This window comes from Nonomuraea sp. NPDC003214 (genome assembly GCF_053590035.1).
Window position 1 is genome coordinate 739546 of the sequence record NZ_JBSFSX010000001.1, and the last position, 22126, is coordinate 761671.

Here is a 22126-nt window from a genome sequence, read left to right on the forward strand (position 1 = left end):
GGTCTCACTTAATGGACTAGACCACTGCTCACGTGGGACGGGACACGGCGGCCAGCAGCTCGGGCATCCGGGCGAACCCGATCTTGGCGCCGAGGCGGCGGCCGAGCGTCTCGATCGCGAGCCCGTACGCCGGGGCGAAGGCGAGCACCCACGGGCCGGCGAACGCGACGGCGACGGCGAACGGCGCCGACAGCAGGCCCACGCCGGCGAAGGCGAGCAGGGCGCAGCCGAACGCCTGGCCGCCCTGCCCGGGCGCGGCGCCGGTGAAGGCGTTCATCCGCTCGGGCACCGTGTAGGGGATGAGCACGCTGGTCACCGAGCCGACGCCGAACCCGACGCCGAGCACGCCGGCGCCGGCCGCCAGCGCCCAGCCGATCGTCCCCGGCTCCCCGGCGAACAGCGCGGCGGCGACGGCGACGAGCGCCAGCACCGGCACCGCGATCAGCGCGTTGGCCAGGTGACGGCCCGCCAGGTCGAGGTCGAACTGGCGTTGCGCGCCGAAGGCCACCGTGTTCATCCACAGCGAGCGGCCGTCGATCCCGTAGGCGTTGCCGAGCTGGACGGCGATCATCATGCCGCAGAACGCGGTCATGCCGATGGGCAGCGCGGGGCCGCTCATGCCCTGGCCGGTGAAGGAGAACGCCATCACCAGGACGACCGCGACGGCGGCGAACCAGAGGATGCGGTAGCGCGGGTCGCGGCGGACGTACTTCAGCTCCTTGGTCACGACGGCGGCGAGCGGCCCGTCGGGCAGGAACCGGTCGGCGAGCCCGCTGTCGCGGCGCACCGAGGCGGCCTGGGTCGAGGAGTCGGCGGTGACGAGCGCGCGGCCCAGCGCCTTGATCCACAGCCAGCCGGCGGCCACGGTCAGGGCGGCCAGGACGGCCACCTCGGCGAGCCCGGCGAGCCCGCCGCCGGCGATGGCGTGGGCGGCCAGCCCCGACGGGGTCCACCGCAGCGCGCCCGCCATGTCGAGGAGCATCCCCTGCGGGTCGCCGAAGCCGCGGTTCATCAGCAGGTTGGGAAGCTGGAAGAGCAGGACGACGGCGATGGCGGCGACGGCGAGCGCGTCACGGCCGCGCCGGGAGCGCAGCGCGCCCGACAGCGCGGTGGTGACCAGCCGGGAGGCGACCAGGCAGAGCGCGAAGTGGGCGAGCACCGCGAGCAGGCCGACGAGCACGCCGCCGACGCCGCCGGCCAGCCCCACCAGCGCCCCGGCGGTCACGATCAGCGTGGCGGCCGGCCACACGCCGGTCGCCGAGGCGGTGAACATGCCCACGGCCAGCTCGCGGGTGCGCAGCGGGAACAGCGACAGCCGCGCCGGGTCGAGCGTGTCGTCCAGCCCGAACGCCAGCAGCGGCACGACCATCCAGCCGAAGAGCAGTGCGGTGTAGAGCAGCGTGACGACCGCGACCGCGAGGTCGGGAGAGGCCAGCCGCAGCAGGCTGACCAGGGCGAAGCCGCCTGCCGCGGCGCCCAGGGCGAGGATGAGCGTGAACGCGAAGCCGACCTGGCGGGCGGTGTCGCCGCGCAGGTTGCCGGTGATGAGGCGCAGCTTGAGCCCGGCGAACAGCGCGACGGTGTGGGTGAGGCTCACCGGCGCTCTCCTGAGCCGAGCCAGCCCAGGCCCTCGCCCGCGGCCGCCTGCGGCCCGCCGACCAGGTCGAGGAACGCCTGGTTGAGGCTGCGCCCGGCGCGCACGTCGCCGATCGGGCCCTGGGCGACGATGTGGCCGCCGCTCATCACCGAGACCCAGTCGCACAGCCGCTCGACCAGGTCCATCACGTGGCTGGAGAAGATGACGGTGGAGCCGGAGGCGGTGAAGCGGCGCAGCACCTCGGTGAGCGTGTTGGCGCTGACCGGGTCGACGCCCTCGAACGGCTCGTCCAGGAAGAGCACCGACGGGTTGTGCAGCAGCGCGGCGGCCAGGCCGATCTTCTTGCGCATGCCGGTGGAGTAGTCGACAACGAGCTTGCCCGCGGCGGCGGTCAGGTCCATCACCTGGAGGAGCTCGTCGGCGCGGCGCTCGACCTCGGCCTTGGGGATGCCCCGTAGGCGGCCGTTGTAGAGGAGCAGCTCGCGGCCGGACAGCCGCTCGAACAGCCGCAGCCCCTCGGGGAGCACGCCGATGCGGGCCTTGACCTGGAGCGGGTCGCGCCACACGTGGTGTCCGTCAACGTGCGCCTCGCCGCCGTCGGGGCGGAGCAGCCCGGTGATCATGCTGAGCGTCGTCGTCTTGCCCGCGCCGTTGGGCCCGACGAGCCCGGCGAAACTGCCGGCGGGAACGACCAGATCGACCCCGGCCACCGCCACCTGAGGGCCGTAGCGCTTGAACAGGGCCGTGGTGCGTACCGCGTCCGACATGGATCCACTCTATGAGCAGGGATTAATCTTGCGCGCATGACAGCTGCCGAACCCTTGCCAGACATGCCGGATATTCACACCACCGCTGGGAAGATCGCCGACCTGGAGCGACGGCTGGACGAGGCCGTGCACGCCGGGTCCGCGGCAGCGGTCGACAAGCAGCACGCCAAGGGCAAGATGACGGCCCGCGAACGGGTGCTGGCGCTGCTGGACGAGGGCTCGTTCGTGGAGTTCGACGAGTTCGCCAGGCACCGCTCGACGATGTTCGGCCTGGAGAAGCGCCGGCCCTACGGCGACGGCGTCATCACCGGGCACGGCACGATCGACGGGCGGCAGGTGTGCGTCTTCTCGCAGGACGTGACCGTGTTCGGCGGCTCGCTCGGCGAGGTGTACGGCGAGAAGATCGTCAAGGTGCTGGACCTGGCGCTCAAGATCGGCTGCCCGATCATCGGCATCAACGAGGGCGGCGGCGCGCGCATCCAGGAGGGCGTGGTCGCGCTCGGCCTCTACGCGGAGATCTTCAAGCGCAACGTGCACGCCTCCGGGGTGATCCCGCAGATCTCGCTCATCATGGGCGCCGCGGCCGGGGGCCACGTCTACTCCCCCGCGCTGACGGACTTCGTGGTCATGGTGGACCAGACCTCGCACATGTTCATCACCGGGCCGGACGTCATCAAGACGGTCACCGGGGAGGAGGTCACGTTCGAGGAGCTCGGCGGCGCCCACGCGCACAACACCAAGTCGGGCGTGGCCCACTACCAGGCGGCGGACGAGCACGACGCGCTGGACTACGTCAAGGCGCTGCTGTCCTACCTGCCCTCCAACAACCTCGACGAGGCGCCGGGCTTCGAGGCGGCCGAGGACCTGGACCCCGATCCGGAGCTGGACGTCATCATCCCCGACTCCGCGAACCAGCCGTACGACATGCGCCGGGTCATCGAGCACGTGCTGGACGACGGGGAGTTCCTGGAGGTCCACGAGCTGTTCGCGCCGAACGTGGTGGTCGGGTACGGGCGCGTCGACGGGCGGCCGGTGGGCGTGGTGGCCAACCAGCCCATGCATTTCGCCGGATGCCTGGATATCAACGCATCCGAGAAGGCCGCACGATTTATTCGAACATGTGATGCTTTCAATATTCCGATCCTGACTTTTGTTGATGTACCGGGTTTCCTCCCCGGAACCGATCAGGAATGGAACGGAATCATCCGCCGCGGCGCCAAGCTCCTGTTCGCCTACGCCGAGGCCACCGTCCCCCTGGTCACCGTCATCACCCGCAAGGCCTACGGCGGCGCGTACGACGTCATGGGCTCCAAGCACCTGGGCGCCGACGTCAATCTGGCCTGGCCCACCGCGCAGATCGCGGTCATGGGCGCGCAGGGCGCCGTCAACATCCTCTACCGGCGCGAGCTGGCCGCCTCCGACGACGCCGACGCCGAACGGGCCCGGCGGGTCACCGAGTACGAGGACACGCTGGCCAACCCGTACATCGCCGCCGAACGCGGCTACGTGGACGCCGTCATCCGGCCGTCGGAGACCCGGGCGCACATCGTCAGGGCGCTGCGGGCGCTGCGCAACAAGCGCGCCAGCCTGCCGCCCAAGAAGCACGGGAACATCCCGCTGTGAGCGGCCACCTGCGCGTCGTGCGCGGCGACGCCACGCCCGAGGAGATCGCCGCGCTCGTGGCCGTCCTCGCCACCCGCCACGCCCGGCCGGCACCCTCCGTGACCCCGGCAGCACAATCCTGGCGCAACCCCGCGAGAAGCATGCGTAACCCCCCGGCGCCGGGGAAGTCGGCTTGGCGGATGAGCGCCCAACCCTAGATAGATCCCGGGAATCGGGTGTCAAGTTCTCCGGGAGTTGGGACTATCTAGAGAAAGTAGGCGTATATAGTCAGCCGATCAACTAACGCCGCGGCCTGGAGGACATCATGGCCATCCCAGACCTCATGCCGCATCCTGTGGCAGCCAAGTACGCCGTCCTTGTGGATGTCGGTTATCTCTACGCTGCCGCAGGTGAAGTGCTGCTCGGCGCCAAGGAGCGCAAGGAATATCGAGTGGCGGCCGATGAGCTCATCCAGAGTCTACAGAAACATGCAGAGGAACGTATTTCCGGGGAGCTTCTGCGGATCTATTGGTATGACGCGGCCCGCGACCGGGTTCCCACGGTCGACCAGCGGGTCATCGCCCAGCTCCCCTGGGTCAAGGTGCGGCTTGGCAACCTGAACGCCCGTGGCCAGCAGAAAGGCGTCGACGCGCAGATCAGGAGCGATCTGGAGGCGCTGGCCAGGCACCACGCGGTGACCGACACCATCCTGCTGGCCGGCGACGAGGACATGGTGCCCGCGGTGGAGGCCGCCCAGGCGTACGGCGTGCGGATCCACCTATGGGGGGTCGAGCCGCCTTATGGGACCAACCAGGCCGAGCGCCTGGTCTGGGAGTCCGACACCGTGGAAGTGATCAGCGCTGATTTCCTGAGGCCCTTTTTCAGCCGTGCTCCCCAGCCCGTCGCGGTCACCCCGCCGGCGGCCGCGCCCTCGCCCGCCCAGGTGTTCGCCGGCCGCGCGCCGGTCAAGCCGCACGTCAAACCCGGCCAGGTGGCCAAGCTCGGGCCCAGCCGCCCGCGCGTGGAGGACGTGGGCGAGCACGTGGCGCAGAAGTGGATCCTCACCCGGGGCCGCGACAACATCCGCGACCTGCTCCCCGGCCCCATCCTGCCGACGGTGATCGACACCGAGCTGCTCATCGAGGCGGAGAAGGAGCTCGGCCACTCGCTGCGGCCCTACCCGGAGGCGCGCGTGTGGCTGCGCGACGGCTTCTGGGCGCGCGTCTACCGCGAGTTCGACCTGGGGGTCGGCGTCTCGTCCAAGTGACCGAGGAGCGCCTCGCCGATCTCCGTCCGCGCGTACAGCACGTACCGGCCGGTGCGGTGCGCGGTGCACAGGCCCGCGCGGCGCAGGGCCGTGAGGTGCTGGTTGGCGCCGGGCTCGGAGAGCCCGGTCCGCAGCGCGAGGTCGCGGGTGGACGCCGGCCGGTCGAGCTCGGCGAGCAGGCGGGCGCGCGTGCGGCCGAGCACGGCCGCCAGCGCCTCGGGCGGCTCCGGCGTGCGGCGCTCCCACAGCGTGGCGATGCCGCGCGGCGCGTAACGGACGGTCGGCTGGTAGGGCGGCGTGGTGACCGACAGGACTCTCGGCCAGGCGAACACGCACGGCACCAGCAGCAGCCCCAGTCCCCGCAGTGACCTCGGCCCCGACACGTGGCGGTGGGCCAGCGCCAGCGTGCCGTCGCGCCACGCCACGGCCTCGTCCAGGTCGGCGAGCATGCGGCGGGCGCCGCCTTCGGCGAGCTGCCCGGCCCGGTAGAGGATCTCGCCCTCCAGCAGCGCCCTGATCCTCGGCCAGTACGGCGCGATCGCGGCCTCCCAGTAGGCGGCCACCTCGCCCGCCAGGCGCTCCAGCCCGCGCTCCGGGTCGGCGTACAGCGCGGCGATCCGCCCGGTGCGCGGCACCGGCACGCTGTCGAGATCCGACCGTACGCGCGCCGCGGCGGCCCGCATCGTGGCCAGCTCCACCTCCAGGGCGGGGACCGAGGTCGACGGCGGAGTGCAGGTGAAGCCCGGGATCGCGATCGTCGGCACGGGCACCAGATCGGACAGCAGGCCCCAGTCCACCCCGGCCAGCCTGCCGCGCACCTCCTCGGCCCAGGGGCGCAGCAGGGAGTGGGCGGCCGGGTTCTTCACCACGCGGACGCTGGCCACGGCCTCGCCCAGCGGGGACACGGCGAAGCGGATGTTCGCCAGGTCGCGGGCGGTGAACGTGAGGTCGAGGGTCATGGTGGATTCGCTGCTCACTTAATCCGTGGCGACATCGGGCGAAATTTCAGCATGTTGACCGGCATGACGACAAGTGTGCTGAACGAGCCGGGGTTCCGCGGGCTCTACGTGGCAGCGGCGGTCAGCCAGTTCGGCAGCCAGATCACCTACGTGGCGCTGCCGCTGCTCGCCGTCACCGTGCTGGGCGCGGGCGCCGGTGAGGTCGGGCTGCTCAGCGCGGTGGGCACGCTGACCGTGCTGGTGCTGGGACTGCCCGCGGGCGCCTGGGTGGACCGGGTGCGGCGGCGGCCGGTGATGGTCGCCGCCGACCTGGCCCGCGCCTGCGTCCTGCTGTCGGTGCCCGTCGCCTGGTGGGCCGGGTGGCTCGGCATGGGCCAGCTCTACGCGGTCGCCGCCCTGGTGGGGGCCGGGTCGCTGGCCTTCGACGTGGCCTCGTTCAGCCTGGTGCCCGCCCTGGTGGGGCGCGAGCGGCTGACGGCGGCCAACTCGATGCTGGTCGGCACCTCGGCGGGCATGGACGTCGCCGGTCGCGGCGTCGCGGGGGTGCTGGTCCAGGCGGCGGGCGCGCCCGTGGCGATCCTGCTCGACGCGCTGTCCTACCTGTGGTCGGCCCTGTGGCTGCGCCGCGTCCCCGAACCGGCCCCGGCCGCTCCCCCGGCGCGGCAGCCGCTCGTGCCGCAGATCGCCGAAGGGGTGCGGTTCCTGTTCGGCAGTCCGGTGCTCGTCGGCGTGGTGGCGCAGGGCGCGATGGTGAACGTGGCCTTCCCGCTCTGCTCGGTGCTGCTCCCGGTGCTGATCGTGGACCGGCTGGCTCAGCCCGAGTGGGTGCTCGGCGCGTTCCTGGCGGTGGGCGGGGCCGGGGTGCTGGCGGGCTCGTCCTCGGCGCATCTCGTCGGCCGCCGCCTCGGCACCGGCCGGGGCGCCTGGCTCGTCAGCCTGGCCACCGCCCCGGCCGCGCTCGTCGTCCCGCTGCTCGACCGGGGCCCGTGGCTGTGGGCGGCGGCGGCCGCCTGGTTCGTCCTGACGTTCCGCACCGGGGTGAACAACGTGCTGCTGGTCAGCCTGCGCCAGCAGGTCACGCCGGACGGCATGCTGGGCCGCATGACGGCCACGGTCCGGCTGCTGCTCATGGGCGCGCTCGGCCTCGGCGGGCTGCTCGCCGGCCTGATCGGCGAGCTGTGGGGGGTGCGGGCGGCGCTCTGGACGGGCGGGATCGTCATGGCGCTGAGCTGGCTGCCGATCATGCTCTCGCCGTTGCGCCGCATCGGCCCCGGCGCTGACCTGGGCGTTCACGGTAACGTCTGATTTCCGCCAGTCGACACCTGTGACCAGCGCATAGCCTCGGAGGCATGTCAGCACCAGAGCTCGACTTCGACTCCTGCTACCGGGCCGTCTCCGCCAGGGACGCCCGGTTCGACGGACGGTTCTACACGGCGGTGAAGACGACCGGCGTGTACTGCCGGCCGATCTGCCCGGCCCGCACGCCCGCGTCGCGGAACGTGCGGTTCTACCGGCACGCCGCGTCCGCCGAGGCGGCGGGGTTCCGGCCGTGCAAGCGGTGCCGGCCGGAGCTGTCGCCCGGCGACCCCGGCTGGGACCTGCGGGGCGACCTGATCGGGCGGGCACTGCGGCTGATCGACGACGGGGCCGCCGACGAGGACGGCGTGGCCGGGCTGGCCAGGCGGCTGCACATCACCGAGCGGCACCTGCACCGGCTGTTCGTCGCCGAGCTCGGCGCCGGGCCGCTGGCGGTCGCCAGGACCAAGCGGCTGCTGCTGGCCAAGCAGCTGCTCACCGAGACGGCGCTGCCGGTGACCGAGGTGGCGTTCGCCGCCGGGTTCGGCAGCGTCCGCCAGTTCAACGCGACGATGCGGGAGACGTACGGGTTCACGCCGAGCGAGCTTCGCGCCACGGCGGCGGGCCGGGGCGTGCCGAAGGACGCCTCGCTCCGGCTGCGGCTGCACCGGCGCGAACCGTACGACGTGGACGGGGTGTTCGCGTTCCTGGCCTCCCGGGCGATCCCCGGCCTGGAGGTGGCCGACGCCGCCTCCTACACGCGCAACGTGCCCGGGGGCACGGTCACGCTCACCCCGGAGGACGGCCACTTCGCCCTCGACGTGGCCGTGGACGACACCCGGCAGCTCGCCAGGCTGGTGGCGCGGTGCCGGCGGCTGCTCGACCTCGACGCCGACCCCGACGCCATCGCCGGGGCGCTCGGCCAGACGTCGCTGGCCCCGCTCGTCGCGGCGCGGCCGGGGCTGCGGGTGCCGGGCGCGTTCGACGGGTTCGAGCTGGCCGTGCGCGCGGTCGTGGGCCAGCAGATCTCCGTGGCGGGCGCCCGTACCCTGCTCGGCCGGATCGTCGCCCGCGCGGGGGACGGCCGCCTCTTCCCCGGCCCGGCCGAGCTGCGCGGCGCCGATCTGACCGGGCTCGGGCTGACCGGGCGGCGCATCACCACGCTGACCGAGCTCGCCGCCCGCGTGGACGACGGCCTGATCGACCTCGACGGCGGCCAGGAGCCGGCCGAGGCGGTCAAGGAACTGCTCGCCGTGCCCGGCATCGGCCCGTGGACCGCCAGCTACGTGGCGCTGCGGGCGCTGCGCGACCCCGACGCGTGGCCGACCGGCGACCTCGTGCTCGACAAGCGCATGGCCGCCCTCGGCATCCCCAAGGACCATCTCGAACGGTGGCGGCCCTGGCGGGCCTACGCCGCCCTGCACCTCTGGAGTCACTCATGATCAACGCTCAGATCCTGCCCACCCCGACCGGCGAGCTGTCCGTGCTGGCCCGCGAGGGCGTCGTGGTCGCCGCCGGCTTCACCGCCGACCCCAAGGAGATGTTCGTCCGGCTCAAGCCCGAGCTCCAGGCGGAGGGCCTGGACGTGGTGGACGACCTGGGCCCGATCTCCCAGGCCGTGCGCGCCTACTTCGCCGGCGACCTCGACGCGCTGGACGACGTCCCGGTCGAGCAGCCGGGCTCGCCCCGGCGCAAGGAGCTGCACCGGGCGCTGCGCGAGGTCAAGGCGGGTACCACGGTGTCGTACGCGGAGCTGGCCGAGCGGGCCGGGCTGCCGCGCACGGCGGCCCGCGCGGCGGGCGGGGCGTGCGCGCAGAACCTGATCGCGCCGTTCGTGCCGTGCCACCGGGTGCTGCCGTCGACGGGCGGGTTCGGCGGCTACTACTACGGGGTGCCCGTCAAGGAGTGGCTGCTCGCCCACGAGTCCGCCGCCCGCTGACGCGCCTGCAGCCCCGCCAGCGCGGCCACGCCGAGCCCCACGACACCGAGCCCCGCCGCGGTCCAGGCGGGGGCGGTGTAGCCGAGACCGGCGTCGATCGTGAGCCCGGCCGCGAACGAGCCGATCGCGTTGCCCAGGTTGAACGCGCCGATGTTGGCCGCCGAGGCCAGCGTCGGCGCGCCGGCCGCCGCGTCGAGGACGCGCGTCTGCAGCGGCGGCACGGTGGCGAAGGCCGCCACGCCGAACAGCGTGATCGCCACGACGAAGGCGACCTGGTGGCCCGCCACCAGCGCCACGACCACGGCCAGCAGCGTGAGCAGCGCCACCGAGCCGTAGATGCTGGGCATGACGGCCCGGTCGGCGAGCCGCCCGCCGATGAGGTTGCCGATCACCAGGCCGACGCCGAACAGCGCCATCACGATCGGCACGGCGCCCGGGGAGAACCCGCCCACCCCGGTCATGATCGGCGAGATGAACGTGATCACCGCGAACACCGGCGCGAACCCGAACACGGTCATCGCCAGCGCCAGCCACACCCCGCCCTTGCGGAAGGTCGCCAGCTCCCTGAGCACCCCGCCGGTGGGCCTCGGCTGGGCAGGCACCAGGGCGAGCACCCCGGCCAGCCCGACGACGCCGATCACGACCACGACCCAGAACGTGGCCCGCCAGCCGAACGCCTGCCCGATCCAGGTGCCGAGCGGCACCCCGAGCACGTTGGCCAGCGTGAGCCCGGTGAACATCAGCGCGATCGCGCTGGCCCGCTTGCGCGGCGCGACCAGGTCGGCGGCCACCACGGACCCGACCCCGAAGTACGCGCCGTGGGCGAAGGCCGCCAGGAACCGGCCCACCATGAGCGTCCCGTACGAGGGCGCGAGCGCGGACAGCAGGTTGCCGGCGATGAACAGCACCATCAGCGCCAGCAGCATGGTCTTGCGTGACAACCGGCCGCCGAGCATGGTCAGCGGCGGCCCGCCCACGGCCACGCCCAGCGCGTAACCGGACACGAGCAGCCCGGCGGCCGGGATCGTCACGCCGAAGTCCCCGGCCAGCTCGGGGAGCAGGCCGTTGATGATGAACTCGGTGGTGCCGATGCCGAAGGCGCTGATCGCGAGGGCGAACAGGGCGAGAGGCATAGAATTCTCCTCAGACGACGTTAGTGAGCGTAGGCATTATTTGCACACGCCGACTAACTGACCATACAAGAATGCCGAGGAGGGTGTCACATGCCCATCGCCGACGACGCCGTGGAGGCACGCGCCCAGGGCTGGCGCACCCTGGCCGCGCTGCACGCCAAGATCGAGGACCGGCTGGAGAAGGCGCTGCAGAAGGAGCACGGGCTGAGCGTGAGCGAGTACACGGTGCTCGACGTGCTCGCCCGCCAGGACGGCTGGCACATGCGCATGCAGCAGCTCGCCCGCGCCGTCGTGCTCAGCCAGAGCGCCACCACCCGCCTGGTGACCCGCCTGGAGAACCGGGGCCTGCTGTCGCGCTACCTGTGCGAGGACGACCGCCGGGGCATCTACACCGAGGTCACCCAGGCCGGCCGCGACCTGCTGGCCACGGCCGGGCCCACCCACGACACCGTGCTCAAGGAGGTGCTGGCCGAGGCGGCCGAGCAGCCCGAGCTGGCGCCGCTCGCCGCCGTCATCGCCTAGGGCCTGACGTTGCTCTGCACCTCGCCCACCGGCACGTCCCTGCTCGCCGACACCTCGATCGGGTCGAACTGGACCGCCACGCCGCCGCTCACCTCGACCGGCCACACGCTGGTCACGGTCAGCTCGTACACCTCACGCGGCCGGTCGATCGAGGCACGCAGATACCGCACGCCGCAGGTGAACTCCGCGCCCTCGGTGTAGGGCCTGCCCGCGGCGCCGCAGCCCGACTGGCGCACCTCCGCCCGGTCCGAGCCCGTACCGGCGTCGATCTTGATGTCGTCCAGCGTGGCCACCACGGTCGCGCTCATCACGCCGGGCAGCGTCGCCGTGACCGAGCGGCGCGGCTCACCGACGCCCTCGAGCCAGACGAACGTGGGCAGGTTCACGTAGCTCTTCGCGTCGGGGCTCAGCTCGACCTTGCCCTCCGGCACCGTCAGCGCCGCCCGCGCGATCTCCGCCAGCTCCCGGAACGTGATGCCGCTCGGCGGCGTCGTGTCCGGCGGCACGAACACGAACAGCTCCAGCCCCGCCCAGCACGCCGCGCCCCGGGGATCGGCCGCGTTGTAGGCCGGCGACCACCACAGCCCCGGCTGGCCGACCTTGTCCTTGAACTGCTTGACGAAGGCGTTGAAGCCCGCCTCGTCCTCCTTGATCCTGGACAAATTGGCCTCGGCGTCCTTCATGAACGCGTACATCTCCTCCGCGTTCATGCCCGGCTCGTACCAGCACGGGCTCTTGAGCTGGTAGCCGTCGCTCTTGCCGCCCTTCACGTCGCCGGTGATGTGGATCTTGGAGTGTTCCAGGACGACTCCGGCCGTTTTGCCCTTCTGGAATCCTTCGGCTTTCGTGTTGTCGCGCGGCGGATCGGCGCTGCCGGCGAACAGCAGCGATCCGGCGACGATCACCGAGAGCAGGCCTTTCATGGGCTGCACCCTTCCTTGCTGTTGCTGAACTGCCTGATGCGCCACACGCCGTCGTCGCCCCGGTGGGCGAGCATGGTCTGCAGGTAGGGGGCGCGGCTGGAGTCGGGCTGCGGCGAGATCGCCTTGCCCGTGCCGGCCGAGACGATCGTCATCCGCGTCTCGTCCACGCACACGTCGACCTGCGCGCCCTTGCCCATGACGGTCGTCTTCAGGTCGTACAGCCGCACGACGCCCTTCACCGACTGGCCCTTGCCGGTGAACCCCGCCACCCACTCGACCGAGTCGGGGATCAGCGCCGGCTCGACGTGCCGCAGGTAGCGGTCACCGCCGGACACGACGGCCGCCCACGAGTCGGCGTAGAACTCCGGGAAGAGCCGGACGAGCTGGTCGACCTTGTCCGGCCACGCCACCCGCACCTCCAGCTCGTCGCCCACGCCGACCGTCGCGGGCGGCTCGCTCCCACTGGGGGTGGCCTGCTCCGTGGCCTCGCCCGTCGCCTGCACCGGCGCCTGCCGCGGCGTGTAGGGCCGCTCGGCCTGGCCGCACCCGGCCGCCGCCGCCAGTGCCAGAAGGATCGCGATACGTCTCATGCCGTCGACTCCCTGACGACGCGGAGGCGCCACGACGGCAACAGCTCGTCGATCAGCGCCTCGGTTTCCGGGGCCATCCCGCCACCGTGCGGATGGAACGCCGACCGCCTGGTCAGCCCCTCGACCACGGCCCGCAGCCGCGACAGGTCACCGGTGGCATGCGTGGCCCGCAGCAGGTCACGCCAGAGGCCCTCGTCATCGGCCGCCAGCAGCAGCGCGGCCCGCACGGCGGCGATCGCCGCGTCGGCCTTGCCGTCGGCCAGCCGCAGCTCGCAGAGCCGGTGCGCCGCGTCGGCCACCTCGGCCGCCACGTCGTACTCCAGCTCGTCGCCCGCCAGCCAGGCATAGCGGCCGTGCGCCCGCCCGCTCAGCAGCGGTCCCCTGACCAGGCTCAGCGCCCGTTCGAGCAGCACGGCGCGGGCCGCCGGATCGTGGTGGGAGCGGCGCACCAGCTCGCGGAAGACCGCCCAGTCCGTCCGCACGCCCGGCCCCAGCGTGAGCCTGCCCGACTCGTCGGCACGCAGGTGCTCCGGGCCCAGCCAGCTCATCACCCGGGCGATCGTCGCGTCCCGGACCATGGACTGCACGCCGCGCGGCCACAGCACGCCGCCGAGCACCACGGGATGCACCCCGCCCGGATGCGTCGCCAGGTAGACGAGCAACTCCGCGGCGAGCGCCATCCGGCCCTCCTCCAGCGGCTCCGGGCCGACGATCTCCAGCGGGCCGAGCATCCTGATCTCCACCGCCGGCGGGCGCAGGTCGTCCAGCGGCTCCGCCTCCGGGATCGCCTCGCCGTCGAACCGGTCGGCGGTGCGGAACAGCTCCACCAGCGCCCGGTAGTGGCGGCGCGGCAGAAGTTGCGCCGTCACCTCGAAGCCCAGCTCGGGCAGCTTGGCCCGGCCGTCCTCGGTGATCTCCCAGGTCCAGGTGGCATGCGGCACGTCGCCGGTCACCACGTAGCCGGCCGTGTCGTCGCGGGCCAGCAGCGCCAGCCTGCGCGCCTCCTCGTGCGTCGGCGCCACCGCCGACAGCAGGTAGTGGGCGTCACGCGGGCGGCCCGAGACCCGGCCCGTCAGCACCTCCCGGCGCGGCGCCGCCGTCGCCTCCAGCTCCGGCAGCACCTCCGCCAGCCCGCCCACCGCCCTGATCCGGTCGGGCGCGATCGCCGTCAGCTCCTCGCCGAACCCGACGAGCGTGATCCGCATCCGGTCGGACCACCGGTTGGTCGCCAGCTCCACGGCCAGCGCCGCCAGCGCCGCCGTCGTATGCGGGCCCCGCACGTTGATCAGACCCTGCGCCGCCTCCAGGTCGACCAGCACCCGGCCGCTCCCGTCCGTGCCGATCGACACCAGCCCCGGGTACGGAGCTCCGCCCGGATGATCGTCCAGCAGGCGGCCCTCGTGCGCCGCCAGCCGCCACACCTGACCGCCGTCGTCGGCCGTCCAGGGCTCCGGCGGGTCGGCGTCCGGCGGGTGGATCCACAGGTCGAGCGACCGCGCGGACAGGTGGGCGGCGTACACCGTCGGCGGCGTCCGCCCCTGCGCGGCCAGCTCGGCGCCCAGCAGGCGCAGGCCCACGTCGAGGATGCGCGCCCCCGGCGCGTCGGCGCCCAGCCGCAGCGCCATCTCGGCCTCGGCGGCGTCACCACGCGGCCGGGCCAGGCGGCGGCCGAACAGGCGCCGCCAGAGCTGCTCCCGCCGCCGCCTGGCCAGCACCATCAGCAGCCCGGCCGCGGCCAGCGACGACCCGGCGAGAAAATCGACCAGCTCCAGGCCCTGCTCCTGCTGGGGCTGGGTCTCCGCGTCGCGCTCCTCGGTCGGCGGCTGGGCGTTCCTGGGGGCCTGCTCCTGGGTGCTCTCCCGTTCGACGCGGTCCCGCACCACCTCCCGGTCGCCGCCGTCACCGCCGGGCTTGGCAGGATGCTCCTTGAGCGTCTGCGCCCTGGCCTGGCTCGCCGGGACCACATGGGTGTTCTTCGCGTCGTCCGGCATGTCCAGCACCCAGCCCGGCCTGATCAGATCGGCCATCCGCAGCTTGGCGCCGTCGGGCTGCTCCTTGTGCTGGTTCAGCCGGAAGATCTCCGGGTAGCGGCGGCCGTCGCCCAGGCACTTCTCGGCGATCTCCCACAGGCTCTCGTGATGGCGGCCGTGCGGCGGCTGCACCACGTACACCTTCTTCGTCCGCTGCGTGTCGACCACCTCCTTCTCCACGACCGGCGCGGTGTAGGCCACCGTGGTCATCGGCTGCGGGACCGGCGGCGGCGCGGCCATCCTGGCGATCGGCACCACCACCGCCCCCGCCGTGAACAGCAGCAGCACCGCCGACACCAGCTTGTTCGCCAGCGCCTGCGTGCCTCCTGACAGCGGCACCCGGGCCGGCATCCCCACACGCCGCACGCCCGCGTACACCTCGACCACGACGCACACGAACAGCTGCAGCCAGGCCAGCCAGACGAACGCCACCAGCAGCGCCATCACCGTGCTCGGCCCCACCCGGCTGGTCAGCAGGTCGAGATCGAGCAGCTCGGGCGCGATCGGCGGGCCCACGAACGTCAGCAGCGCGTACGGCACCCCGCCGACGAGCGCCAGCAGCACCAGCAACGCCCCGAGCCCGGCGAGCACGTCACCGGCGCTGCGCCGCGCGTGAATCCGCCCCGCCTGCCCTTGCCCTGCCCGGCCCGTGGTCGCCGCCTGGCGCTGCCTGTCCTCCGGGGCCCCGTCATTGGGCGCCAAGTACTGCCGCCCCCCGCCATGCGGCGGATACCCACCCGTGGGCGGCGCGTACTCTCCACGAGGTTGGCGCGACCCGGCCTCGGGCTGCCCGTACTGCCCACCGGGCTGGCGCGACCCGCCCTCGTACGGCCCGTACTCTCCACCGGGCTGGCGCGACCCACCTTCGTACGGCGCGTACTGCCCACCGGGCTGGCGCGACCCGGCCTCGGGCGGCGGGTACCCGCCTCCGGCCGGCCGTGACCCGCCCGTGGGCGGTTGGTGGCCGCCGCCGGGCTGGTGGGGCCCGCCGGTGGGGTGCGCCGGTCGTGCGGGGCCTCGCCTGGGCATCGCCTCTCCCTTCTCCATTCCAGCGTCACGTCTCTCCGGCCCCGCATCCACCGACCGGCGTGATTCGGTCTGGCTCACCGCGCCTCGGGGGCGGCCGTCGCCTCGGCCTCCATATCCGACCCCGGGAACCCGATCGCCCCCAGGAAGAAGGCCGTCCACCGGACCCGTACGGTCACCGTCACGTCGGCCTGCCCCTGCCCGACGGCGCAGCTCCCCGAGGTCACCCCGGTGCCGCCGTGCGCGCCGATCACCTCGTCGGCCCGCCCGCACACCTCCGCCTCGCCCAGCAACCGCACCTGGCCGGTGGAACGCAGGTGCTCGACGTCGATCCGGTCCGCCCCGGCCCGCGCGGCCTGCTCGGCGACGTCGGCGGCGCGCAGCCGGGCGTTGATCGCCGCCCCGCCGTCCACGAGCAGCCCGGCGAGCAGGAACACCACCACCGAGAACAGCACCGTGAACACCGACATCGAGCCGCGCTCCCCGTCCCTCACTCGACCCTCCTGAACTGCTCCAGCGGCACCACCGACGTGCCGGTCATCCGCTGGCTCCCGCCGAAGCCGAGGAACGCCAGGTCGAGCTCGCACGTCACCTCGGCGACCACCTGCCCGCCCTCCTCCCACCGCGAGCCGTCGAGCGAGACGGCCGGACCGGTGCAGCCGTCGCGCAACGCCTGGGTGACGACCGCCTCGGCCGCCGACTCGGCCCCCTGGAGGGTGCGCTGCACCGACGCGGCCCGGGCGGCGTCCCTGGCCGCGCCGTTCACCTCGCCCTGCGCCTCCACCAGCCGCCCCGCGCCCGCCAGGAACAGCAGGAACAGCAGGAAGACCGGCGCCAGCATCACGGTCTCGACGGCCATCGACCCACGCTCGCGCACCAGGGACCTCCGCCCCTGCGGGTTTCGCGGCACGGCCTCCTCCTTCAGCGGGTGTTCCGGACGACCTCGTACGGGCTGGACCCGGCGTGACGCACAGCCAGGGGGTCCCGGCCCACGGGAGCCCGCTTCCGTCCGCCGGGAGAGGGTCAACCGCAGTCATCTCCGCCGTCGTCGGGACGGAAGCACTCGATCGGACCGCCCGACGTGGCGGTGATCGTGAACGCCAGCTCCGGCAGCAGCGGGATGACCTGGACGGCGCTGCCGGTCACGGTCACGTGGCGCTCGTCCGGCTGCCGTTCGGCCGTGGTCGCCTGCGCGCCGCTCAGCAGCCGCGGCCCGATCGCCGCCACCACCTCGCGAGCCTTCGCCTGCGCCTCGGCCTCCCACCCGCCGGAGTCGGCGGGCGCGGAACGGGCCACGCGGGCCCCCTCCCTGGCCGCCGCCTCCGCCACCTGCCGCCCGTGAAACCAGAGCGCCACCTGCACGATGAGCAGCACGACGGCGAGCACCACCGGCATCAGCAGCGCCAGCTCCACCACCGAAGCCCCCCGCTCCCGCCCACCGGACGCCATGCGCCGCCGCCACCTGGAGGGCGGGGCGGGCCGGCGTCCGGGAGCGGGCGGGCCGGTCATGTGTCTCCTTCGCCGCCGCCGAAGGAGCCCTGGATCTCGCTCTGCTTGCTCTCGACCAGTTGCCTGATCAGGGTCGCCAGGCCGAGGGCGACCCCGGCGATGATCGCGGTGATGATGACCCACTCGACGGCGGAGGCGCCACGACTGGGGGCGGTGCGTGCCCGGTGGATCCGCACGCTGAGGAGCGCCACCAGATAGACGATCCACGGATGATTCTTCATTCAGGACCCCAACATCTTCATAGCGGCCGGAAAACTGAGAAAGATCACGAACCCCGCGCAGAGCAGGAGTTGGGCGACGAGCATCGACTGCGAGCGCTCCCCCGCCCGCCCTTCGATCTCCGCGAGCTCGCGGCGGCGCAGGGTGGCGGCGCGGGCCGTCAGGGAGGCGCGCACCTTGGCCCCGTCGTCGGCCACCAGCCCGAGGGCCGCCGACAGGTCGCGCAGCTCGTCGATGTTGATCTCCTCGCCGAGCTGGCCGAGCGCCTGCCACGGGGTGATGCCGACGATCCTGGCGCCGCTCAGCGCGTCACGGATGCGGCCGATCGCCCAGTTGGGTTGCTCGCCGCTGACCGATACGGCCATCATGAGCGCCTCGGGGACGCCCCGGCCGCCGGCCAGGTTCATCGAGACCAGATCCAGGAACGCGCCGACGACGTGCCGGAAGTCGCGCCGCCGGGCCGCGGCGTCCCGCCGGATCTGCAGATCGGGCAGGAAGAAGAAGACCACGGCCGCGATCAGCGCCACCCAGAACGGGATCGCCGGCGAGGCGCCCCAGCCCATCAGCACCAGCCAGCCGAACAGCACCGGGAACGCCAGCAGCCCGCTGACCGCCAGCAGCGCCTTGGTCGCCAGGAAGCCTTCGAACGAGCGCCCGACCAGCGCCAGGTCGGCCCTGATCGAGCGGACCTCCCAGCCGCGCGCCCCGTAGAGGCGGGCGAGCCGGACGCCGAGCCCCCGGCGGAAGGCGCTGACCTCCTCGTCGGGCAGCACGAGCTGGATGCGCGGCGACTCGGCGTCCTCGCGGACGGCGTCGAGCGCCAGCAGCCGCGCCACCAGCCCGGGCCGGGCCGGGAACAGCGCCCGCAGCAGCACGAACAGGCCCAGCCCCGCGACACCCCCGGCCAGCACGGTCTCAACCATGACCGCCCCCAGCCACCCCTCGGATCGGCAGCGCCTCAGGCATGGTCGCCTCCCATGAGCAGCCGCGTCGGCTTGTCGAACCTGGCCAGCCGCCGCATCCAGGCGAACCCGGCGCCGAACAGCCCGGCGACGACGACGAGCACCGCCTGGCCCAGGTAGCTGTCGTACTCGCCCACGTACGACGGGTTGAAGACCACCAGCAGGCCCGCGAAGACGAGCGCGGTGATCACCACGATCTGGACGCTGCGGCGGGTGGCGCGGCGTTCGGCCTCGACGCGGCGGCGCATGTCGAGCTCCTCGCGGGCGGAGACGGCGAGCGCGCCGAGCACGTCGCGCAGGCCGGGGCCGCGCAGCCGGGAGTTGAGGATGAGGGCCGCGACCACGAGGTCGGCCGACGGGTCGTCGAGCTCGTCGGCGAACAGGCCGAGCGCCTCGGGCAGCGCCATCCGGGTGTGCAGGCGGTCGACCAGCGCGCGCAGGTGGGGGCGGAGCGTCGGGGCGGCGGCCCTGATGGACGAGGGGATGGCCTGCTCCAGGCCCGCCGCGCCGGCGATGGTGTCGCGCAGCGACTCGGTCCAGGCGGCCAGGCCCTCCAGGCGGCGCATGGCGGCCCGTTCCTCGGCCGCGCCGCCGGACAGCCCGCGCCAGGCGAACACCAGCAGCACCGCGCCGACCGCGACGACCACCCAGCCGGTGACCACCATGACCAGCGCCGCGGCGATGGCGGCGACGGCCGCACGGGTGGTCAGCACCTGGATCAGGCGGCGTCTGGGCTGCGAGGGCCGGGGCCGCATCCCGTACAGGGAGAGGAACAGCAGGAACAGGCCGCCGCCGGCGAGCGCGCCGGACAGGAGGGCGAGCGGGTCGAAGGTGAGCACGCGTCACCAGCCTCCCGGTTGGTAGCCGTGGGCGGCGAGCTCCTCCAGGCACGAGACGGGGGCGTGCGGGACGGCCGCCCCGTCCGGGCCGGGCACGAAGATCTCGCTGGACAGTACGCGTCCGTCGCAACCGTTGACCTCGCGGATGCTGGAGACGTAGCGGCGCAGGCTGCCGCCGCGGTGATAGTCGTTGCGCTTCTCGATGAAGACGACGAAGTCGATGGCGCCCGCGATGAGCATGTGGGTGGCGTCGATGGGCAGCCGTTCGCTGGCCTGGAGCGCGTAGGTGGCGATGCGGTTGAAGACCTCCATGCTGGAGTTGGCGTGGATGGTCGACAGGGAGCCGTCGTTGCCCTGCGTCATGGCGTTGAGCATGGTGACGATCTCGTCGCCGAGGACCTCGCCGACGATGACGCGGCTGGGGTTCATGCGGAGGGAGCGGCGGACGAGCTCGGCCATGCTGATCTCGCCCTGGCCCTCGGAGTTGGGCAGGCGCTGCTCGCAGGCGACGACGTTCGGGTGGAGGTCGGGGAACTGGTCGAGGCCGAGCTCCAGGGCGCGTTCGACGGTGACGAGGCGTTCGGCGGGCGGGATCTCGTTGGCGAGGGCGCGCAGGAGCGTCGTCTTTCCGGCATTGGTCGAACCGGCGATCATGATGTTCTTACGGGCGCGCACCGCCGCAGTCAGAAAACGGCCTACTTCTGGGCTTATGGTGTTATTTCCGACCAAATCCGAAAGAAAGACTTTGCCCAAACGCGCACGGCGGATCGACACCGCCGGCCGTACTGTCACGTCCATCACCGCGCTCAACCGGGACCCGTCGGGCAGGCGCAGGTCGAGCTGCGGGTTGGCGGTGTCGAACGGGCGGCTCGACAGGCCCGAGTAGGCGGCCAGGATCTGGATGAGCTCGATCAGCTCCTCGTCCGACTCGGCCACCGGCTCGTGCGCGACCTCCTGGCCGTCGGCATAACCGACGAAGACCTTGTCGCAGCCGTTGATGTCGATGTTCTCGACCTCGGGGTCGTCGAGCAGCGGCTGCAGGCGGCCCACGCCGAACAGCGCGGCATGGATTCCGGCCGCCAGACCCTCCTCCTCCTCGACCGTGGGCGGGGTGCGGCCGAGGCCGATCTCGCTGCGCGCGTGCTCCTCCAGCACCTGCGAGATCAGCGCCCTGGCGAACTGGCGCTCGTCCTCGCCGGTCATCGCCGGCAGGCCGTTGGCCTGGTCGAGCCTGCGCTGGTGGGCGAGCCGGTCGCCGACCTCCTGGCGGAACCTCTTGACGAGGGCGTGGTCGATCATCGGCTCACCAGCCGTCCCGCGAGGTCGCGGGCCGTGCGGACGAGCAGCGAGCGGTCGAGCCTGCCGCCCCACTGGCCGCGCAGCAGCTCGGCGCCCTTCGGGTCGTACGCCAGGCCGTGGACGAAGCCGACGTACGGGCCCACGATCCGGCGTACGTCGTCGATGGAGGAACGGTAGCTGCGCGGATCGGCGATCACCACGACGCCGTGCGCCTTGCTGATCGACAGGCGTTCGCGCAGGTGGGCGACGTGGTCGAGGGTGGCTCTGGTGAGCAGCACGACCTGGTCGGCCTCGGCCAGCAGGTCGCCGAGCTGCGGGTGCGCGCCCAGCCGGCCGCAGTCGGCGATCACGTCGGCGTTGGGGATCGCGGCCAGTGTCCGGCCCAGCGGCCCCCACAGCCAGGTGAGACCGGCCGCCTGCTCGCCGTGGGTGATGCCGACCAGCACGTCGAGCCCTCCAATGATCTTCTGCGTGTGGGCGTGGATCTGCGCGGGCTCCAGGCCGCGCCGGGCCGTCGCGCCCAGCGTGAGCAGGCCGCGGCCCGGGTTGAGCACGCCCCCGTCGGCGGCGGGCAGCCGATAGGCCAGGTCACCGCCGGCCGGGTCGCACTCGGCCAGCAGCACGGGACGGGGCCACACCGCGGCCAGGGCCGTGGCCGCGGTGGTCACCCCCGGCGCGCCCTTGTCGGCGGCCAGCACGATCAGCGCCACGTCAGCGTGCCCCCGGCAACTCGGCGACCGCGATCTGGCCGGTGGAGGCGTACTGGAGGACCGCCGGCGAGACCCCGGTCTCGACGATCACCGTGACGCCGCCCTTCTCGCCCACGTTCTGGACCAGCGCGTTCTGCGCCAGGACCCGGGCCTCGCCCTCGTCGCCCGGCACGTGGACGACCTGGACCCGGTCGCCCTTCTCCAGGCCCTGTGGCATCTGACCGGGCTTGAGCGCCAGGCCGACCAGGGCCTTGCCGGGGCCGAGCTCGTCGCTGGCCTCCATGCCCATGTCGCTGGTCAGCAGCGTGCCGGGCAGGATCGTCACGGCCGCGAAGGACTCGAGCACCTTCTGCCGTTGTGACCAGCTCACGTACGCGATGCCGGTGTCGGCGATCTGGACCTCCTCAAGGGCCTGCGGGGTGAACCGCTGGCCGGCGCCTATCTGTTGCACGACCCTGATCGCCGACACCCGGTCGCCGCTGCGCAGCACGAGCAGCGTCGTGGCGAGCGCTCCGCCCAGGATGAGGAGCAGGGCGAGAGCCGCCAGCGCGGGCTTGCGCTCGCGAGGAGGCACCGGAAGCTTGCGCGAGGCCGGGCCCGACAACCCGGCCGCGTTGACGGCGGGTTTTTCACTGGTCCTCATGCGGCTCCCATGATGATTTGAGGGAATTCACGCCATTATGTGCAGCCCTTGGTCAAGGGCGTGGGTGGAATGCGAGGAACCATGCTTGATTCGCAGGGGGCGTTGTGTCAACTCCGGGTAATCGATGCTTATTGTTTCTAGCGAGTTGACGGTGGCTGCTTTTTATGGATAAGAGTCACATGAGTAACATGCGGCACATTATTCACTTGGTTTTTGGGATTTATCCCCTAATAGTTGGGCATGTCGGGGGTGATTCGATCGGGATCTTCCGCGCATATTCGGGCATCTTTCTCC

23 protein-coding genes are annotated in these 22126 nt (G+C 72.6%); 7 read left to right on the forward strand and 16 right to left on the reverse strand.

The window, feature by feature from the left end; translation table 11 throughout:
• Window positions 1-28: 28 nt before the first annotated feature.
• Both ACWDXC_RS03420 and ACWDXC_RS03425 read right to left on the reverse strand, forming a co-directional pair.
• Window positions 29-1597, reverse strand: coding sequence for a hypothetical protein (locus ACWDXC_RS03420; protein ID WP_449977557.1), 1569 nt, complete (start codon window positions 1595-1597; stop codon window positions 29-31).
• Window positions 1594-2364 carry an ABC transporter ATP-binding protein gene (locus tag ACWDXC_RS03425; protein ID WP_375072314.1) on the reverse strand — a complete coding sequence of 257 codons (771 nt, stop codon included), beginning with the start codon at window positions 2362-2364 and terminating at the stop codon, window positions 1594-1596. Before ACWDXC_RS03425 ends, ACWDXC_RS03420 begins: the two co-directional genes overlap by 4 nt.
• 36 nt (window positions 2365-2400) lie before the next feature.
• On the opposite strand from ACWDXC_RS03425, the gene ACWDXC_RS03430 reads away from it, so the two are divergent.
• From ACWDXC_RS03430 to ACWDXC_RS03440, 3 genes are all read left to right on the forward strand, one after another.
• Entirely contained in the window at window positions 2401-3987 is a 1587-nt protein-coding gene (locus ACWDXC_RS03430) for an acyl-CoA carboxylase subunit beta (RefSeq protein ID WP_449977561.1), read from the forward strand.
• Window positions 3988-4004: 17 nt separating this feature from the next.
• On the forward strand, window positions 4005-4184 hold the full coding sequence (locus ACWDXC_RS03435) for an acyl-CoA carboxylase subunit epsilon (RefSeq protein ID WP_308125595.1): 180 nt from the start codon (window positions 4005-4007) through the stop codon (window positions 4182-4184).
• A gap of 107 nt (window positions 4185-4291) precedes the next feature.
• Window positions 4292-5233 carry an NYN domain-containing protein gene (locus ACWDXC_RS03440; protein ID WP_049568418.1) on the forward strand — a complete coding sequence of 314 codons (942 nt, stop codon included), beginning with the start codon at window positions 4292-4294 and terminating at the stop codon, window positions 5231-5233.
• On the opposite strand, the gene ACWDXC_RS03445 is transcribed toward ACWDXC_RS03440, so the two are convergent.
• A complete protein-coding gene (locus ACWDXC_RS03445; protein WP_449977565.1) occupies window positions 5191-6192 on the reverse strand; it encodes an ArsR family transcriptional regulator in 1002 nt (333 codons plus the stop codon). The two genes, ACWDXC_RS03440 and ACWDXC_RS03445, sit on opposite strands and share 43 nt — an antisense overlap.
• 63 nt (window positions 6193-6255) lie before the next feature.
• Between ACWDXC_RS03445 and ACWDXC_RS03450 the strand changes: the two genes are divergently transcribed.
• Genes ACWDXC_RS03450 through ACWDXC_RS03460 form a run of 3 tightly spaced genes read left to right on the forward strand, consistent with a single transcriptional unit; the run spans window position 6256 to window position 9427 of the window.
• The gene (locus tag ACWDXC_RS03450) at window positions 6256-7497 is read left to right on the forward strand and encodes an MFS transporter (protein ID WP_449977568.1); all 1242 of its coding nucleotides are present in this window, start codon (window positions 6256-6258) and stop codon (window positions 7495-7497) included.
• Window positions 7498-7541: 44 nt separating this feature from the next.
• On the forward strand, window positions 7542-8930 hold the full coding sequence (locus ACWDXC_RS03455; RefSeq protein ID WP_449977571.1) for a DNA-3-methyladenine glycosylase 2 family protein: 1389 nt from the start codon (window positions 7542-7544) through the stop codon (window positions 8928-8930).
• Window positions 8927-9427 carry a methylated-DNA--[protein]-cysteine S-methyltransferase gene (locus ACWDXC_RS03460; protein ID WP_449977574.1) on the forward strand — a complete coding sequence of 167 codons (501 nt, stop codon included), beginning with the start codon at window positions 8927-8929 and terminating at the stop codon, window positions 9425-9427. The genes ACWDXC_RS03455 and ACWDXC_RS03460 overlap by 4 nt, the downstream gene beginning before the upstream one ends.
• Here ACWDXC_RS03460 and ACWDXC_RS03465 read toward each other — a convergent pair.
• The gene (locus tag ACWDXC_RS03465; protein WP_449977577.1) at window positions 9373-10560 is read right to left on the reverse strand and encodes an MFS transporter; all 1188 of its coding nucleotides are present in this window, start codon (window positions 10558-10560) and stop codon (window positions 9373-9375) included. The two genes, ACWDXC_RS03460 and ACWDXC_RS03465, sit on opposite strands and share 55 nt — an antisense overlap.
• Window positions 10561-10650: 90 nt before the next feature.
• Here ACWDXC_RS03465 and ACWDXC_RS03470 point away from each other — a divergent pair, with 90 nt between their 5' ends.
• Window positions 10651-11082 (forward strand): MarR family winged helix-turn-helix transcriptional regulator, encoded by a 432-nt coding sequence (locus ACWDXC_RS03470; RefSeq protein ID WP_219499807.1) that lies wholly within the window; start codon window positions 10651-10653, stop codon window positions 11080-11082.
• Here the strand turns inward: ACWDXC_RS03470 and ACWDXC_RS03475 are convergent.
• From ACWDXC_RS03475 to ACWDXC_RS03530, 12 genes are all read right to left on the reverse strand, one after another.
• Complete coding sequence (locus ACWDXC_RS03475) at window positions 11079-12005, reverse strand: hypothetical protein (RefSeq protein ID WP_449977581.1); 927 nt, start codon at window positions 12003-12005, stop codon at window positions 11079-11081. The genes ACWDXC_RS03470 and ACWDXC_RS03475 overlap by 4 nt on opposite strands.
• Entirely contained in the window at window positions 12002-12595 is a 594-nt protein-coding gene (locus ACWDXC_RS03480; RefSeq protein ID WP_449977584.1) for a hypothetical protein, read from the reverse strand. The genes ACWDXC_RS03475 and ACWDXC_RS03480 overlap by 4 nt, the downstream gene beginning before the upstream one ends.
• Entirely contained in the window at window positions 12592-15327 is a 2736-nt protein-coding gene (locus ACWDXC_RS03485; RefSeq protein WP_449977587.1) for a BTAD domain-containing putative transcriptional regulator, read from the reverse strand. The genes ACWDXC_RS03480 and ACWDXC_RS03485 overlap by 4 nt, the downstream gene beginning before the upstream one ends.
• Before the next feature lie 401 nt (window positions 15328-15728).
• Window positions 15729-16145 (reverse strand): flp pilus-assembly TadE/G-like family protein, encoded by a 417-nt coding sequence (locus ACWDXC_RS03490; RefSeq protein WP_449977590.1) that lies wholly within the window; start codon window positions 16143-16145, stop codon window positions 15729-15731.
• Window positions 16142-16561, reverse strand: coding sequence for a TadE/TadG family type IV pilus assembly protein (locus ACWDXC_RS03495; protein ID WP_219499819.1), 420 nt, complete (start codon window positions 16559-16561; stop codon window positions 16142-16144). The genes ACWDXC_RS03490 and ACWDXC_RS03495 overlap by 4 nt, the downstream gene beginning before the upstream one ends.
• Window positions 16562-16674: 113 nt before the next feature.
• A complete protein-coding gene (locus tag ACWDXC_RS03500) occupies window positions 16675-17160 on the reverse strand; it encodes a TadE/TadG family type IV pilus assembly protein (protein ID WP_449977594.1) in 486 nt (161 codons plus the stop codon).
• Window positions 17157-17381, reverse strand: a complete 225-nt coding sequence (locus tag ACWDXC_RS03505) for a hypothetical protein (RefSeq protein ID WP_219499822.1) — start codon at window positions 17379-17381, stop codon at window positions 17157-17159. The genes ACWDXC_RS03500 and ACWDXC_RS03505 overlap by 4 nt, the downstream gene beginning before the upstream one ends.
• A complete protein-coding gene (locus ACWDXC_RS03510) occupies window positions 17382-18302 on the reverse strand; it encodes a type II secretion system protein (RefSeq protein ID WP_219499824.1) in 921 nt (306 codons plus the stop codon).
• 35 nt (window positions 18303-18337) lie between these two features.
• Window positions 18338-19180, reverse strand: coding sequence for a type II secretion system F family protein (locus ACWDXC_RS03515; protein ID WP_219499826.1), 843 nt, complete (start codon window positions 19178-19180; stop codon window positions 18338-18340).
• Between the two features lie 3 nt (window positions 19181-19183).
• Window positions 19184-20479: a CpaF family protein gene (locus ACWDXC_RS03520; protein ID WP_449977600.1), complete on the reverse strand. Its 1296-nt coding sequence runs from the start codon at window positions 20477-20479 to the stop codon at window positions 19184-19186.
• A complete protein-coding gene (locus ACWDXC_RS03525; protein WP_219499830.1) occupies window positions 20476-21189 on the reverse strand; it encodes a hypothetical protein in 714 nt (237 codons plus the stop codon). The genes ACWDXC_RS03520 and ACWDXC_RS03525 overlap by 4 nt, the downstream gene beginning before the upstream one ends.
• A gap of 1 nt (window position 21190) precedes the next feature.
• Window positions 21191-21832, reverse strand: a complete 642-nt coding sequence (locus ACWDXC_RS03530; RefSeq protein ID WP_219499832.1) for a hypothetical protein — start codon at window positions 21830-21832, stop codon at window positions 21191-21193.
• Window positions 21833-22126: the final 294 nt, after the last annotated feature.